This window comes from Burkholderia sp. KL41, from assembly GCF_057005415.2.
Genome location: NZ_CM174447.1, coordinates 1,632,679 through 1,648,866 on the forward strand (window position 1 = coordinate 1,632,679; position 16,188 = coordinate 1,648,866).

Genomic DNA, 16,188 nt, shown 5'->3' on the forward strand with positions numbered 1-16,188 from the left:
GTACGACATGGGTGCGTCGGCCGCAACTTTGTCGCGCCGACGATACAAAAAAGCAGCGAAATGTCGATTGTCTCGGATTGCGGAACATTTAATGGACTATAAAAAGATTGTTCGATCCGATTTGTGCGCGTACATTTCAGGTCCGCGCCAATGTTTGAGAAATATCAAGCGTGGTTTTCCCGAATCCGGTGTTCGAGAGAAAAGGAAACATGCACAACGACAACACTCCCCACTCGCGTCGCACTGGCGACGCAGCCGTAACAGGCATCACTCGGCGTCAATGGCTGCAGGGCGCACTGGCGCTGACGGCGGCGGGCCTCACGGGCTCGCTGGCGTTGCGGGCCCTGGCCGACGATCCCGGCACCGCGCCGCTCGATACGTTCATGACGCTCTCCGAAGCATTGACAGGCAAGAAGGGGCTGAGCCGCGTGCTCGGCCAGCGCTTCCTGCAGGCCTTGCAGAAGGGTTCGTTCAAGACCGCCGACAGCCTGCCGCAACTCGCCGGCGCACTCGCGTCCGGTTCGCTGAATCCCGATCAGGAAACACTCGCGCTGAAGATTCTTGAAGCGTGGTATCTCGGCATCGTCGACAACGTCGTGATTACCTACGAAGAAGCATTAATGTTCAGCGTCGTGTCCGATACGCTCGTGATCCCGTCGTATTGCCCCAACAAACCCGGCTTCTGGGCCGACAAACCGATCGAGAGGCAAGCCTGATGGCCGATACCGATACGCAAAAGGCCGACGTCGTCGTCGTCGGCTCGGGTGTCGCAGGCGCGATCGTCGCGCACCAGCTCGCGATGGCGGGCAAGTCCGTGATCCTGCTGGAAGCCGGCCCGCGCATGCCGCGCTGGGAAATCGTCGAGCGCTTCCGCAACCAGGTCGACAAGACCGACTTCATGGCCCCGTACCCGTCGAGCGCGTGGGCGCCGCATCCGGAATACGGCCCGCCGAACGACTACCTGATCCTGAAGGGCGAGCACAAGTTCAACTCGCAGTACATCCGTGCGGTGGGCGGCACGACGTGGCACTGGGCCGCGTCGGCGTGGCGTTTCATCCCGAACGACTTCAAGATGAAGACCGTGTACGGTGTCGGCCGCGACTGGCCGATCCAGTACGACGACATCGAGCATTGGTACCAGCGCGCCGAGGAGGAACTCGGCGTGTGGGGACCGGGCCCCGAGGAGGATCTTTACTCGCCGCGCAAGGAGCCGTACCCGATGCCGCCGCTGCCGTTGTCGTTCAACGAGCAGACGATCAAGAGCGCGCTCAACGGCTATGACCCGAAGTTCCACGTGGTGACCGAGCCGGTCGCGCGCAACAGCCGCCCGTACGACGGCCGGCCCACTTGTTGCGGGAACAACAACTGCATGCCGATCTGCCCGATCGGCGCGATGTACAACGGCATCGTGCACGTCGAGAAGGCCGAGCAGGCCGGCGCGAAGCTGATCGACAGCGCGGTCGTCTACAAGCTCGAGACCGGGCCGGACAAGCGCATCACCGCCGCGGTCTACAAGGACAAGACGGGTGCCGACCATCGCGTCGAAGGCAAGTACTTCGTGATTGCCGCGAACGGCATCGAGACGCCGAAGATCCTGCTGATGTCCGCGAACCGCGATTTCCCGAACGGTGTCGCGAACAGCTCGGACATGGTCGGCCGCAACCTGATGGACCACCCGGGCACCGGCGTGTCGTTCTACGCGAACGAGAAGCTGTGGCCGGGTCGCGGCCCGCAGGAGATGACGTCGCTGATCGGCTTCCGCGACGGCCCGTTCCGCGCGACCGAAGCCGCGAAGAAGATCCACCTGTCGAACATGTCGCGCATCAACCAGGAGACGCAGAAGATCTTCAAGGCCGGCAAGCTGATGAAGCCCGAGGAGCTCGACGCGCAGATCCGCGATCGTTCCGCGCGCTACGTGCAGTTCGACTGCTTCCACGAAATCCTGCCGCAGCCCGAGAACCGCATCGTGCCGAGCAAGACGGCCACCGACGCGGTCGGCATCCCGCGCCCGGAGATCACCTATGCGATCGACGACTACGTGAAGCGCGGCGCCGTGCACACGCGCGAGGTCTACGCGACGGCCGCGAAGGTGCTGGGCGGCACCGAAGTCGTCTTCAACGACGAGTTCGCGCCGAACAACCACATCACGGGCGCGACGATCATGGGCGCGGACGCACGCGACTCGGTCGTCGACAAGGACTGCCGCACGTTCGACCATCCGAACCTGTTCATCTCGAGCAGCTCGACGATGCCGACCGTCGGTACGGTGAACGTGACGCTGACGATCGCGGCGCTTGCGCTGCGGATGTCGGACACGCTGAAGAAGGAAGTCTGACCGTGCGGAAATCTACTCTCACCTTCCTCCTCGCCGGCTGCCTCGCGCTGCCGGGCCTCGCACGCGCGGCCGATGCGGCCGATCCGGCGCTGGTCAAGCGCGGCGAATACCTCGCGGTCGCGGGCGACTGCATGGCCTGCCACACCGCGAAGGGCGGCAAGCCGTTCGCGGGCGGTCTCGGCATGCCGATCCCGATGCTCGGCAAGATCTATACGAGCAACATCACGCCCGATCCCGAGACGGGCATCGGCAACTGGTCGGCCGAGGACTTCGAGCGCGCGGTGCGCCACGGGGTGTCGAAGAACGGCGACAACCTGTATCCGGCGATGCCCTACGTGTCGTACGCGAAGATCAACGACGACGACGTGCAGGCGCTGTATGCGTACTTCATGCACGGCGTCGAGCCGGTCAAGCAGGCGCCGCCGAAGAACGAGATTCCCGCGCTGCTGAGCATGCGCTGGCCGCTGAAGATCTGGAACTGGCTGTTCCTGAAGGACGGCGCGTACGAGCCGAAGCCGGCGCAGAGCGCCGAGTGGAACCGCGGCGCGTATCTCGTGCAGGGCCTCGCGCACTGCAGCACGTGCCACACGCCGCGCGGCATCGCGATGCAGGAGAAGTCGCTCGACGAGACGGGCGGCAGCTTCCTGTCGGGTTCGGTGCTGGCGGGCTGGGACGGCTACAACATCACGTCCGACGCCAACGCGGGGATCGGCGGCTGGACGCAGCAGCAGCTCGTCCAGTACCTGCGCACCGGCACCGTGCCGGGTCTCGCGCAGGCGGCCGGGCCGATGGCCGAGGCGATCGAGCACAGCTTCTCGAAGATGACCGAAGCCGACATCGGCGCGATCTCGACGTACATTCGCACGGTGCCGGCAGTTGCCAGCGGCGACGCGAAGCAGTCGCGCTCGTCGTGGGGCAAGCCGGCCGAGGACGGCCTGACGCTGCGCGGCGTCGCACTCGCGTCGTCGGGCATCGATCCGGCACGGCTGTATCTCGGCAACTGCGCGACCTGCCACCAGATGCAGGGCAAGGGCACGCCGGACGGTTATTACCCGCCGCTGTTCCACAACTCGACGGTGGGCGCACCGAATCCGACCAACCTCGTGCAGGTGATCCTGAACGGCGTGCAGCGCAAGGCCGGCAGCGAGGACGTCGGGATGCCGGCGTTCCGCCACGAGCTGTCGGATGCGCAGATCGCCGCGCTGACGAACTACCTGACCGGGCAGTTCGGCAATCCGGCCGCGAAGGTGACCGAGCAGGACGTCGCGAAGCTGCGTTGATGCGGCGCGCGACGAAGCAGGGCGATAACTGACAAGAGGAGGAGCACAGCACATCGGGTTGTTGCCCGATGCCGGTTGTTGCAGAGCGGGATGGGCGGCGCAGGCGGCCGTCCGTCCTGGTTCATTCGCAATCCGGTGCGCCGGGCGTATTTGCGCCATGCGCATCGCTTTCGTTGATCGACACCATGACACCGAATCAACCGTTTCTCGCGTCCCAGCGCGATGTGCTGCTGCTGCTTGCCCGGATCCTGCTCGTGATCCTGTTCGTGATGTTCGGCTGGAAGAAGATCGTCGACTTCCCCGGTACCATCGCGTTCATGGGTTCGGAAGGCGCGCCCGCGCCGATCATTTCCGCCGCGATCTCCGTCGTGATGGAGCTGTTCGTCGGGGTCGCGATCCTGGTCGGCTTCCAGACGCGCGCGCTCGCGCTGCTGCTGGCGCTCTATACGATCGGCACCGGCATCATCGGCCATCACTACTGGACGATGACGGGCGGCGAGCAGATCAACAACATGATTCATTTCTACAAGAACATCGCGATTTCCGGCGGCCTGCTCGCGCTTTGCGCGGCGGGCCCCGGGCGTTTCTCGATCGATCGCGGATAAACGGACCCGGGGCGCGCGCATGGGGCGCGCGCGGGAAGGTCGAGACTCCGAGGGGGCATCATTTTGCGACTCAAACATTTCGCATGGCTGATCGCGGCCGCCACACCGGCGGCTGCCTTTGCACAGACGAGCGTGACGCTGTACGGCCGCATCGACGGCGGCATCGAATACCTGAACCACATCGCGCAGCCGAACGGCGGCAGCGCGACCCGCTGGAGTGCCGAAGGCGGCGACTGGGGCACCAGCATGTTCGGCTTGAAGGGCTTCGAGGATCTCGGCGGCGGGCTGTCGACGGTCTTCAACCTGGAGACCGCGTTCCAGGTGATGAACGGCACGACGGGCGGCGGGCGCATGTGGTCGCGGCGCGCGTATGTCGGGCTCAAGAGCGACACGTGGGGCCAGCTGCAGGCCGGCCGAAACCTGTTCATCGACAGCGACGGGGTGTGGGAATTCGACCCGTTCGTCCAGCAGGCGTTTTCGTCGGCATCGCTCGTGCGCGGCCGCAACTGGCAGCAGACCAGCAACAACATCGAATATCACAGCCCCGTGATCGGCGGTTTCGACGTGCAGGCGCAATATGCGTTCGGCAACCAGTCGCGCGGCTTCAACTACGGCGCGGCCGACGATTTCGGTCGCTCGGACGGGATCATGATCTCGTACCACTCGCCGTTGCTCGACGTACGCGGCATCTACGATGAACTGCGCGACAACAACGGCAAGTTCAGCAACATCTTCACCGCGTCGCGCGAGTACTTCGTCGGTGCGAACGTGAAGGTGTCGAAGTTCAAGATCCAGGGCGCGTATACGCACTACCAGGCGCCGGACAGCCCGGCCGGGGTGGCCGATCGTGCCGATCACTACTGGCTCGGTGCGACCTACACCGCGACGCCGCAATGGGCCGTGACGGGCGGCGGTTACTACGTGAAGGTGGGTGATGGCGGCGGCGACGCGTCGCACGATCCGTCGGGGCACGCGATGATGTACGTGCTCGGCACCACGTACAACCTGTCGAAACGCACGTTCCTGTACGGCACGGTCGCGTATGTGCGCAACGGCGGGAATTCGAACTTCTCGCTGCTCGCGACGCCGCGTGATGCGACGTCGGGGACGAGCCCTATGACGGGCGAGTCGCAGACGGGGGCGTATGTGGGGATGATGCATACGTTTTGAGCGGCGAAGGTATACGCCTTGCACGCAACAACGCACGGACGGTTGCCGCCCGTGCGTTGTTGCTTTGACGGCGGCGTGACCGGTGCCGGTCAGAACACGCATGCGTCGGTCGTGGTGAGCGTCGCGAACGGGCCCCCAAGCGTCACATTGTGATGCGTAACGATCCGCTCGGCCGGCAACGCGGGCGTGTCCATGCAGGTATGCGCATCGGCGACCAGCACCGCACGAAAACCATGATCTGCGGCCGCACGGCACGCCGTATCGACGCAGTACTGCGTCTTCATCCCCGCAATCACGATCTCGCCGATGCCGGCCGCATGCAGCCATGCGGCGAGCGGCGTGCCGGTGAAGCAGCTCGACTGCGTTTTGGCGAACACGGTATCGCGTGCGGCATCGATTGCGAGTTCAGGCAGCAGTGCGGTCAGCGGCGAGTCGGGTGCGATCGGCGAACCGGCGGGGCCGGTGTGCCGCACCGCAAATACCGGTGCACCGGTTTCATGCGCACGGCCGATCAACCGGTTGATGTTCGCGAGCACGCGTTCGCCGTCGTAGGGCCGCTCGGGGCCGTGATACAGGCCGACCTGCATGTCGACGACGAGCAGTGCGCGCTTCGGGGAAGAGGTTTCGGGCATGGCGTTTCTCCTGAGTGACCGATACGGACGGAGAAACGACAAGACCCCGTCCGGAACCGGCGGGGCCTGTGAGGAATCGTGGCGCTACGACCTTGCGCGCACTCGCCGCACGAGCCCGCCGAAGGCGGTCGTGCGCGTCGTGGTCGAGGAGGTGGTCGTGGTGTGGCGCATGGAGCGATCATGCCCGATGCGCACGCACTGCGTCAATCGCGCATCCGGCATCGCCCACCGGTCAGTCGAGTGCCTTCCCGGCTTTTTCGTCCATGCAGCGGATGGCGAGCAGCGTGAACGCACCGCACCCAATCGCATACCACGCCGGCGCATTCGGATTGCCGGTTGCCGCGATCAGCCACGTGACGAAAAACTGCGCGAAGCCGCCGAAGATCGCGACGCCCACGCTGTACACGAGTGCGCCGCCCGTCGCGCGCACCGCACGCGGGAACAGCTCGCCGAGCATCGCACCCGTCGCGCCGATGTTGATCGCGTGCACGATCGACAGCGCGGCGATGATCGACAGCAACGATGCAGCGCCCGGCCAGCGGTTCAGCGCGATGAACGCCGGGTAGATCGCGGCCATCAGCGCGATGCGCGTCCACCAGACGATCCGGTTGCGCCCGTACACGTCGGACAGGTGGCCGCCGATCGGCGTCACGAGCATCAGGATTGCGCCCGCGACGCAGCCGGCCGTCATCGACAGCCAGGTCGGCAGATGCAACACCTGCACGCCGTAGATCGCCATGTAAAACACGATGATGTAGTGGATCGACGTGCCGCCGATCGTCACGCCGAGGCCCGCGAACACGGCCTTGCCGTGATGGCGCAGCACGTCCGCGAGCGGCAGCGATGCGACCGGCTCGTCGTGCGTGGCGGCGGGCGCGGCGGCCGGCACTTCCTCGACGGTGCGGCGCAGCCAGTAGCCGAGCGGCACGAACAGCGTGCCGATGATGAACGGGACGCGCCAGCCCCAGCTTTCGAGCTGCGCGGCATTGAGCGTCGACGTCAGCGCGACGCCGGTCAGCGCACCGGCGAGCGCGGCGAGTCCCTGGCTCGAGAACTGGAACGATGCGTAGAAGCCGCGACGATGCTGCGGCGCCTGTTCGAGCAGCAGCGTGGTCGACGCGCCGACTTCGCCGCCCGACGCGAACCCTTGCAGCAGGCGCGCGAGCACGAGCAGCAGCGGGGCGGCGAGGCCGATCTGCGCGTAGGTCGGCGCGACGGCGATCGTCGCGGTGCCGAGCGCCATCAGCAACAGCGTGAGGATCATCGCCTTCTTGCGGCCGGCGCGGTCGGCATACATGCCGATCACGAGCCCGCCGAGCGGGCGCGTGACGAAGCCGACACCGAAGCTCGCGACCGCGAGCATCAATTGCCCGAACGACGAATGCACGGGAAAGAACAGCTTGCCGATCAGGATCGCGAAGAAGCTGTAGACCGTGAAGTCGTAGAACTCGAGCGCGTTGCCGACGGCGGCGGCCGCGATCAGCCGGCGTTTCTTCGCGGCGGCGCGAGCATCGACCGGCGTGCCGGCGAGCGAAAGGGCGGACGTTTCCATGTGGGGTTCCCCCGGTTGGCGCGAAACGATGGGATGAGGGGCCGTCAGGCCGCGAGCCAGGCTTCGGCGATGCGAACCCAGTAGCTCGCGCCGATCGCGAGGATGTCGTCGTTGAAGTCGTAGCCGGGGTTGTGCACCATGCAGCCGCCCTTGCTGCCGATCCCGTTGCCGATGAATGCGTAGCAGCCGGGGCGCGCTTCGAGCATGAACGCGAAATCCTCGCTGCCCATCAGCGGCGCTGTGTCGGTTTCGACACGCTCGGCGCCGAGCATCTGGCGCGCGATGTCGGCCGCGAATGCAGTCGGCTCGGCGTGATTGACGAGCACCGGGTAGCCGTAGTCGTAGTCGACTTCCGCCGTGACGCCGAAGCTTTCCGCCTGGCCTTTCGCGAGCGCTTCGATGCGGCGCGCGAGCAGCGCGCGCACATCGGCGTTCAGCGCGCGCACCGACAGCTTCATCACGACGGTTTCGGGAATGATGTTGAAGGTCTCGCCGGCCTGCACGCTGCCGACCGTGATCACGGCCGCATGCTGCGCATCGACCTCGCGCGCGACGATCGTCTGCAGCGCGACCATGATGCTGCCCGCGGCCGACATCGGATCGCGCGCGAAATGCGGCATCGCGCCGTGCCCGCCGACACCGCGCAGCGTGATCGTCACGCGGTCGGCCGATGCCATCGCGGCGCCGGTGCGGAAGGCCATGTCGCCGGCCGCGCGGCCCGGCATGTTGTGGATCGCGAAGATCGCGTCGCACGGGAAACGGTCGAACAGGCCATCGTCCATCATCGCCTTCGCGCCGCCGAAGTTTTCTTCGGCCGGCTGGAAGATCAGGTTCAGCGTGCCGGAGAACTGGCGCGTTGCCGCGAGGTGGCGCGCCGCGCACAGCAGCATCGCGGTGTGGCCGTCGTGGCCGCACGCATGCATCTTGTTCGCATGGCGGCTCGCGTACGGCAGGCCGGTGGCTTCCGCGAGCGGCAGTGCATCCATGTCGGCACGCAGCCCGACCGTGCGTGTGCCTTGCCCTTCGCGCAGCACGCCGACCACGCCCGTCTTGCCGATGCCGCGATGCACGTCGTAACCCCAGCTGGCGAGCAGCTCGGCGACGAGGTCGCTCGTGAGCGTTTCCTCGAATGCGAGTTCGGGGTGAGCGTGGATGCGGCGGCGCACCTCGACCAGCTCGGGCGCGATCGCGGCGATACCGGGGATGACGGGGTTCACGGCTTGCAGCATGGTCTCTCCTGTGGGGCGGCTGGGGCGTTTGACGCACATATGACGAGCAAGCATATAAATTTCTTTTGCGTACCAGAAGCTGATAAATTGCTTTGGTGCTCACCACCGGTTGCCGCTCGGGAATACCCTGAGCCGGTGTGTGCCGTGCAGCACAGGGTTTCCACGGATCACGCGTCGCCGCCATGAAATACCATCAGCTGAAAGCGTTCGTCACCGTCGCGGAAGAGGGGAGCATTCGCGCGGCCGCGCGGCGCCTGAACGTGTCGCCGGCGGCACTGACGAAGGCGGTCAAGGAGCTGGAGATCGCGCTCGGCGTGTCGCTCGTCGTGCGCACCGCGCGCGGCGTCCAGCTCACCGCGTTCGGCCAGCAGTTGCAGGTGCGCGCGCGGCTGATCGTCGCCGAAATGCAGCGCGCCCGCGACGACATCGAGCAGGCGCAAGGGGCGATGACGGGCTCCGTCGCGGCGGCGGTCACGCCGGCCGCCGCGGTGACGATCCTGCCCGATGCGTTTCGTGCGTTCCGGCGGCGTTTTCCGGTGGCGCGCGTCAGTATCGTCGAAGGGTTTCCGGGCGTCGCGCTGCCGCGGCTGCACGACGGCTCGCTCGATTTCGCGGTGGCCGTCGTCGTGCCCGAACTGCTGGCCGCCGAGTTCGATCACGCCGAACTGTATTCGAGCCGTTCGCTGATCGTCGCGCGCAAGGGGCATCCGCTCGCATCGGCCACGTCGCTCGCCGATCTCGTCGAAGCCGACTGGCTGATGAATCCGTCGCCCGAAAGCTCGACGCAGGTGCTGTTCAATTCGTTCGTCGCCTACGGGTTGCCGGTGCCGGCGCGCGTCGTCGAATGCCCGAGCTTCGGGCTCGCGCGCAGCCTGATGATGGGCTGCGACCTGATTGCCTCGATGCCCGAGCAGCTGCTGCAGGGCGAGTGGGCGCGCGACCAGTTCGCGGTCCTGCCGATCCGCGAGCGGTTGCCGGCCGTATCGGTGCAGGTCATCACGCGTCGCGACAGCCCGCTGACGCCGGCAGCGGCCATGCTGCTCGATTGCCTGCGCGATTCCGCGCGGCGCAAGGGGCTGCTGTGAACCTGCACCCGCGAGCAGCGACCGTCATGTGTCGTTATCCTGACGATCGGGCGTGCGACGTTGCCGTCGCCCGGCGGGCACGTGGCTTGCGCAGCGGGCACGTCATCGCGGCGCAAGCCGCGCGAGCCGGTATCATAGCGGCCGGCCCGCCGCTCCGGCCGGCCTCCAACAACATCGCCATCCGGCATCCAGCAAGCAGAGGCATTTCATGACCAGTGCAACCCAATTCGACAACGTATCGATCGTCAAGCGCGCGAACGTCTATTTCGACGGCAAGTGCGTGTCGCATACCGTGCTCTTCCCGGACGGCACGCGCAAGACGCTCGGCGTGATCCTGCCGTGCGCGCTCAACTTCGGCACCGATGCGCCCGAATTGATGGAAGTGCAGGCCGGCAAGTGCCGCGTGAAGCTCGACGGCAGCAGCGAATGGCAGACCTACGGCGCCGGCGAATCGTTCTCGGTGCCGGGCAAGAGCCGCTTCGACATCGAAGTGCTCGAGACGCTCGATTACGTCTGCAGCTACCTGTAAGACGCGCGCAGCAAAAGAAAAGCCCCGCCGAAGCGGGGCTCGTCACAAGCGGATGGCGCAAGGCCATCCGGAGCGCCTGTTCTCTTACAGGCAGGCGTTGATGTCGCCGGCCGACGATGCGTCGCCGCCGCGGAAACCAACCCACGTCTTTGCATTCGCGGCGTTGGCCGGACGCACGACGGCCGCGGCGCCGTTCGGCGGCTGCTGGCCCGGCGCATACACGGCCATGGCGAGGCCGTTCGCGAGTTCATACTGCGACGTCACTTGTTGCTGCGACTTGTCGGCCCAGGTCTTGGCGATGCATTGCGCGACCTGATCGGCGGGCTTCTGGCTTTGTCCCACGTTTTGGAGGGCAGAATCGGCTGCATGAGCAGAAAATGCCACGGTCAATGCGATGAGCGGTAAGTATTTCGCGTTCACGTTATCTCCCTCGAGTCGTGATTGATTGAGTGGGATGCGCAGCAGGACTGCGTGCAAGTGAGATCGCATCGAACAAGCACGGTTCCGGCTATTCCGAAACAAGTTGTTAACGCGCTTGCCAAATGGCGACTCCGATGCTGTGCATTTTGCTGCGGCACGGCATGCATCGTGTGCGGTTCGACGTCATGCGCGGCGTGGTCGGCGCGCTGCCCGGTCGTGTGGTGAGGTGATGGTCGCGGCGAGCGGCATGCGTGTGCATGCCGTGCCGCAACTCTTTATTTGATCGCGCAGTGGAATGGCTGATTGATGGCCCCGTCGCATGAGCACCATGATGACAAACTTTCGGCCGTCGAATTGTTAACCAACTTTAAACAGGGGAAGCGACGGAATGCGAGGCGGCACGCGACGGGCGTGCCGAATCGCGTGCAGAGGTGACGCGAGCGGCGCGTGCGCGGCGAGGGTGCCGCGCGGTGCGGTGGGTCAGCCGGCCTTGCGCGTGCCGATGTCGCGCAGGTTGGCCGGGACGATCGGGCGGAAGCGCTCGCGTTTCTGTTCGTCGTCGACGTGCTGCAACGCGGGCTTGATGAGGTCGCTGCGCGACACGATGCCCGTGATGCGCATCGAGTGCTCGTCTGCGACGACGGGCAGGCGCTCGAGCCCGAGCATCGCGAGTCGCGACGCGACGACGCGGCACGTTTCGTGCGCTTGGGCAACCGCCGGCGCACGATTGGCGAACGCGCGCGAGATCGGCGTGTCGGCTGCAGCCTGTGCGCGCTGCGCATCGAGCGTCGCGCGATCGACGAGACCGAGCAGGCGCCCGTTCTGCACGACCGGGTACGCACGGTGCGTCTGTTTCGCGCCGAAGTACCGCGACTCGACGGCATCGAGCGTCGCCGCGCCGTCGATCGTGACGAGCAGGTCGGCGGACGTCATTACTTCGCCGATGTCGTGCCGCTCGAGCGGATCGACGCCATATTCGCGATAGATGTGATAGCCGCGGCGTGCGATCTTTTCCGTCATGATCGAGCGTTTCATCACGATGGTCGCGAAGCCGTGCGCGACGAGCGTCGCCGCGAGCAGCGGCAGCAGCGCGTTCGCGTCATGCGTGAGGCCGAACGCGAACACGATCGCGGTGAGCGGGGCGCCGAGCGTCGCGCCGAGAGTCGCGGCCATGCACACGAGCGGCCACAGTACCGGGTCGCCGCCCGGCAGCATCGGCGACAGCACGGTGCCGAGGCCGGCGCCGAGCATCAGCAGCGGAGCGAGCACGCCGCCCGACGTGCCCGAGCCGAGCGCGATCACCCACATCACGGCTTTCACGAGCAGCAGCGCGAGCGCGATCTTCAAGGCGATGTGCTGGTGCAGCAGGTCGCCGATCACGTCGTAGCCGACGCCGAGCGCGCGCGGCTCGAGCCAGCCGCCGATGCCGATCACGATCGCGCCGAGCGCGGGCCACCACATCCAGTGCACCGGCAGCTTCGCGAAGGTGTCCTCGACGCGGTACAGCGCGGCCGACAGCCCGCATGCGAGCAAGCCCGACAGCAGGCCCGCGACGATGCACGACAGCAGCGCGACGGGCGTCGGCGCAGCCGTCGTCAGCGGAAACAGCGGATCGACGCCGAAGAACACGGCGCGGGCGAAACCCGCCACCGCGCATGCCAGGGCGACCGGCAGGAAACTGCGCGGACGCCATTCGAACAGCAGCAGTTCGACCGCGAGCAGCACGGCGGCGACCGGCGTGCCGAACACGGCCGTCATGCCGGCGGCCGCGCCGGCGACGAGCAGCGTCTTGCGCTCGGCGGCGGTCACGTGCACGCACTGCGCGATCAGCGAGCCGAGCGCGCCGCCCGTCATGATGATCGGGCCTTCGGCGCCGAACGGGCCGCCGCTGCCGATCACGACGCCGGACGACAGCGGCTTGAGGATCGCGACCTTCGGCGACATGCGGCTCTTGCCGAACAGGATCGCCTCGATCGCTTCCGGAATGCCGTGGCCGCGGATTTTTTCCGAACCGAAGCGCGCCATCAACCCCACGATCAGCCCGCCGATCACCGGCACCACGATCACCCACGCGCCCAGCGTGTTGTTCGCGGGCGAGCGTTCGACGAACGAGAACTGCTGGAAGAAGAACAGGTTCGTGAACAGATGGATCAGGCTCAACAGCACGAACGCGGCAAGCGTGCTGAGCAGGCCGATCCCGGCGGCAAGCAACGCGATCCTGGGCAGGCGTTCGTTGGTCGAGAAATCGCGTTTGTGTGGGGCGTTCATCGGCGTGGAAAAGGCATGGGTCAGTAATCGATCTGCGGAACCTGGAACGCGTCCTTGAGCGATTTCAGCTCGGCGCGATGCATGGCCGCGAGGCGGACGAGCAGCGTCTCGCCGGCCGGCTCGAGGTGAACCTCGACCTGCCGGCGATCCGCTTCGCTCGTCTTGCGCTTCACGAGGCCGAGCGCTTCGCAGCGCGTGACCAGCGCGACGACTCCGTGATGCTGCGCCTGCAGGCGTTCCGCGAGTTCGCCGATGGTCGCCCATTCGCGATGCGGGTAGCCCTTGATGTGCAGCAACAGCAGGTATTGCAGCGGCGTCACGCCCTCGCTTTGCGCGGCGCGCTCGGAGAAGCGCTCGAAGCGGCGCATCTGGTAGCGGAACTCGGACAGTTGCTGGAAATCGCTTTTCGTCAGCGCGCGTCGGGTATCGTTCATCGGGGTCGGTCGGGCGGTCGGTTACGGTGACGTTGAATATATCACAACATGATATAAATGGCCGAATTCGTGCGGACAGGATGCGTTCCGCGTTGCACCGGCCGCTACATGGCGTTACGTGCGCGGCATACGTCAGGCGGCATCGAGCATTTGCGTCTGCCGATAGAGGCCCGTGACGAGATCCGTCTGGGTAATGATCCCGACGAGCCGGTGCGATTCATCGACGACCGGAATGTGGTGGTGGCCCGAATGCGTCAACAGCGGGACGAGCGCGGTGATCGGCATCGTTTCCGGCGCGCACGCGACGTCGCGCGTCATCACGGAGGCGACGCTCGCCGGCTGGCCGCCGAACGATTGTGGCAGCCGCGCGGACAGGCGTTGCCACAGCGGGGTCGGGCGGCGCAGCTGGCGCGTGAGGTCGGCGCGCGTGACGATGCCGGTCAGGCGGCCTTCGCCGTCGACGACGGGCAGCGCCTTCACGCGGTGGCGGTCGAGCAGCGTGAGCGCGGCCGTTACCGATGTCGACGGCGCGACTTCGATCGCATGCTTCGTCATCAGGTCGGCGCACGAGAGCTGGCCGAACGTGCGTGTGTAGGCCTGCATCTCGGTTTCGCGCAGCAGCGCTTCCAGGTCGTCCGGATCGACGTCGAGCCATTCGCCGCGGCGCTTGAGCACCGCGTCGAGGTCGCCGCGTGTGAAGCGGCCGCGTGCCGGTGCGGCGCCGCCCGCCTGCGGTTTCGCTTCGGGGCGCACGCCGCCGTGCGGATAGCGGTGCCCGGTCAGCGTGTGATAGGCGAGTGCGGCGGACAGCAGGATGGCCGATTGCAGCGCGATCGGCTCCAGCACGAAGCGGAACCCGAGCGAATGGATCGCGGGGCCGCCGACCACGGCCGTGAGCGCGACGGCGCCCGACGGCGGGTGCACGCAGCGCAGCGCGAACATGCCGCCGATCGCGCATGCGATCGCGACTGCGGCGGCCGTGACCGGATCGGCGATCCATTGCGCGCAGGCGACACCGACCGTCGCCGCGACGAGATTGCCGCCGATGATCGACCACGGCTGCGCGAGCGGACTCGCCGGCACCGCGAACAGCAGCACGGCCGATGCGCCCATCGGCGCGACGAGCAGCGGCACGAGGCCCGGTACGCCAGGCAGCACGCGCATGGTCACGCCGACTGTCGCGATGCCGACGAGCGCGCCCGTGCACGAACGCAGGCGCTCGCGCCAGCCCGGCGACATCGGATGGGGAATGAAGCTGTGCAGCCATTGCCGCAACGTGCGGCGCGACGAAGGGGAGCCTGACGACATGGACGGTAAGCGGTAAAGATGACAGCGCGGGCGCGCGCAGCGACGAGCCGCGAATTATATCGCGTTGTGATATAAATTGTCGCGCCGCATCAAGGCGTTGCATGTGCGTGACACGCATGTCTTGCAAAAACCTTTCATCCGATGAAAGGTTGCGGTACTGGCAATAGCGCAAATTTGTCTGTAGCGGCGTACAATTCGGGCCACTGAATCCCCCTTCATGCCAGAACCACGTACGCGATGCCCGCTCTCCCGCCTTTCTCCCGGCCCGGTGATCGATTCGACGTGGTTCGCGGCCGCGTTCCGTTCCTCACCTGACGCGAGCGCTGCCGACGCCTCCCCACTGACTCTCCCCAAGCCAATTCAATGGACATGCTCGAAAACATGCGCCTGTTCGTGCGCGTTGTCGAAGCCGGCAGTTTTACTGCGGTCGCAAAGGAAATCGACGCGACCACCGCGCAGGTGTCGCGCGCGGTTTCGAACCTCGAAGCGCACGTACAGACGCGCCTGCTGCATCGCACGACGCGCCACCTCGGCCTCACCGAAAGCGGCGAACGCTATTTCGAGCGCGCGAAATCGATCCTCGCGGAAATCGACTACGCGAACGCGGAGGCGCGCAACGCACTGCTGCGGCCGAGCGGCAAGATGCGCATCCACGCGATGACCGGGCTCGGGCAGAGTCATGTCGTGTCGTCGATCGTTCGCTACCAGGAGGACAACCCCGACGTGTCGGTCGAGCTGACGCTCGCGCAGCGGATGCCGAATCTCGTCGAGGAGGGGTATGACGTATCGATCGTGACGGCGTCGCAACTGCCCGATTCGGGCTACGTCGCGCAGACCTGCGGCACGAGCTGCAGTGTGCTCGTCGCGTCGCGCGAATACCTGGCGCGCCACGGCACGCCGCAGACGCCCGACGAATTGCCGAACCACGTGTGCCTGCGCCTCGACACGCCCGCATCGCCGGCCGGCGAATGGCGGCTCGAGCGCAACGATGGCGAGGAGGCCGTCTACGAACTGCAGCCCGCGCCGTTCCAGGTCAACGTGCCGGACGCGCTGTGTGTCGCGGTGCGCGCCGGGCGCGGGATCGCGTGCGTCGCGCTGTATACGGTGCTCGACGACATCCGCGAAGGGCGGCTGATCCGCGTGCTGCCCGAGTATCGGCTGCAGACGGTGAGCGTGTATGCCGTCTACGCGACGCGTCGTTATCTCGATGCGAAGATCCGCACGTTCCTCGACCACCTGCGCACGACGCTCACGCCCGCGCTGGAGGACGACCTGCGCGAACTCGACCGGCTGACCACCGAACAGTCGCCGGGCGGCCGCAAGCGCGCTTGACGTCTTGCG

15 protein-coding genes are annotated in these 16,188 nt (G+C 66.4%); 8 read left to right on the forward strand and 7 right to left on the reverse strand.

The window, feature by feature from the left end:
* Window positions 1–209 precede the first annotated feature (209 nt).
* From PQB87_RS24785 to PQB87_RS24805, 5 genes are all read left to right on the forward strand, one after another.
* Window positions 210–716, forward strand: coding sequence for a sugar dehydrogenase complex small subunit (locus tag PQB87_RS24785; RefSeq protein ID WP_027791852.1), 507 nt, complete (start codon window positions 210–212; stop codon window positions 714–716).
* Window positions 716–2,335 carry a GMC family oxidoreductase gene (locus PQB87_RS24790; protein WP_027791851.1) on the forward strand — a complete coding sequence of 540 codons (1,620 nt, stop codon included), beginning with the start codon at window positions 716–718 and terminating at the stop codon, window positions 2,333–2,335. The genes PQB87_RS24785 and PQB87_RS24790 overlap by 1 nt, the downstream gene beginning before the upstream one ends.
* Before the next feature lie 2 nt (window positions 2,336–2,337).
* Complete coding sequence (locus PQB87_RS24795; protein WP_059687063.1) at window positions 2,338–3,615, forward strand: cytochrome c; 1,278 nt, start codon at window positions 2,338–2,340, stop codon at window positions 3,613–3,615.
* Window positions 3,616–3,800: 185 nt separating this feature from the next.
* Complete coding sequence (locus PQB87_RS24800; protein ID WP_027791849.1) at window positions 3,801–4,220, forward strand: DoxX family protein; 420 nt, start codon at window positions 3,801–3,803, stop codon at window positions 4,218–4,220.
* 63 nt (window positions 4,221–4,283) lie between these two features.
* Window positions 4,284–5,390 carry a porin gene (locus tag PQB87_RS24805; protein ID WP_021162030.1) on the forward strand — a complete coding sequence of 369 codons (1,107 nt, stop codon included), beginning with the start codon at window positions 4,284–4,286 and terminating at the stop codon, window positions 5,388–5,390.
* An 89-nt stretch (window positions 5,391–5,479) separates the two neighbouring features.
* Here the strand turns inward: PQB87_RS24805 and PQB87_RS24810 are convergent, their stop codons facing one another.
* The 3 genes from PQB87_RS24810 to PQB87_RS24820 form a co-directional block, all read right to left on the reverse strand.
* On the reverse strand, window positions 5,480–6,022 hold the full coding sequence (locus PQB87_RS24810) for a cysteine hydrolase family protein (protein WP_489244122.1): 543 nt from the start codon (window positions 6,020–6,022) through the stop codon (window positions 5,480–5,482).
* Window positions 6,023–6,254: 232 nt separating this feature from the next.
* Window positions 6,255–7,574, reverse strand: coding sequence for an MFS transporter (locus PQB87_RS24815; protein WP_027791846.1), 1,320 nt, complete (start codon window positions 7,572–7,574; stop codon window positions 6,255–6,257).
* A 44-nt stretch (window positions 7,575–7,618) separates the two neighbouring features.
* Entirely contained in the window at window positions 7,619–8,803 is a 1,185-nt protein-coding gene (locus PQB87_RS24820) for a M20 aminoacylase family protein (protein WP_489244123.1), read from the reverse strand.
* 182 nt (window positions 8,804–8,985) lie between these two features.
* Between PQB87_RS24820 and PQB87_RS24825 the strand changes: the two genes are divergently transcribed.
* Window positions 8,986–9,888: a LysR substrate-binding domain-containing protein gene (locus PQB87_RS24825; RefSeq protein ID WP_027791844.1), complete on the forward strand. Its 903-nt coding sequence runs from the start codon at window positions 8,986–8,988 to the stop codon at window positions 9,886–9,888.
* 208 nt (window positions 9,889–10,096) lie between these two features.
* On the forward strand, window positions 10,097–10,417 hold the full coding sequence (gene ppnP, locus PQB87_RS24830) for a pyrimidine/purine nucleoside phosphorylase (protein WP_021162026.1): 321 nt from the start codon (window positions 10,097–10,099) through the stop codon (window positions 10,415–10,417).
* 84 nt (window positions 10,418–10,501) lie between these two features.
* Here the strand turns inward: ppnP and PQB87_RS24835 are convergent, their stop codons facing one another.
* The 4 genes from PQB87_RS24835 to PQB87_RS24850 all read right to left on the reverse strand — a co-directional run bounded on the left by PQB87_RS24835 (window position 10,502) and on the right by PQB87_RS24850 (window position 14,847).
* Window positions 10,502–10,837 (reverse strand): hypothetical protein, encoded by a 336-nt coding sequence (locus PQB87_RS24835; protein ID WP_021162025.1) that lies wholly within the window; start codon window positions 10,835–10,837, stop codon window positions 10,502–10,504.
* A gap of 480 nt (window positions 10,838–11,317) precedes the next feature.
* Window positions 11,318–13,105, reverse strand: coding sequence for a chloride channel protein (locus PQB87_RS24840; RefSeq protein ID WP_489244124.1), 1,788 nt, complete (start codon window positions 13,103–13,105; stop codon window positions 11,318–11,320).
* Between the two features lie 20 nt (window positions 13,106–13,125).
* Window positions 13,126–13,539, reverse strand: coding sequence for a MarR family winged helix-turn-helix transcriptional regulator (locus PQB87_RS24845; RefSeq protein ID WP_174413963.1), 414 nt, complete (start codon window positions 13,537–13,539; stop codon window positions 13,126–13,128).
* Between the two features lie 132 nt (window positions 13,540–13,671).
* Window positions 13,672–14,847, reverse strand: a complete 1,176-nt coding sequence (locus tag PQB87_RS24850; RefSeq protein WP_489244126.1) for an HPP family protein — start codon at window positions 14,845–14,847, stop codon at window positions 13,672–13,674.
* 363 nt (window positions 14,848–15,210) lie between these two features.
* On the opposite strand from PQB87_RS24850, the gene PQB87_RS24855 reads away from it, so the two are divergent.
* A complete protein-coding gene (locus PQB87_RS24855) occupies window positions 15,211–16,179 on the forward strand; it encodes a LysR family transcriptional regulator (RefSeq protein WP_059687057.1) in 969 nt (322 codons plus the stop codon).
* Window positions 16,180–16,188: the final 9 nt, after the last annotated feature.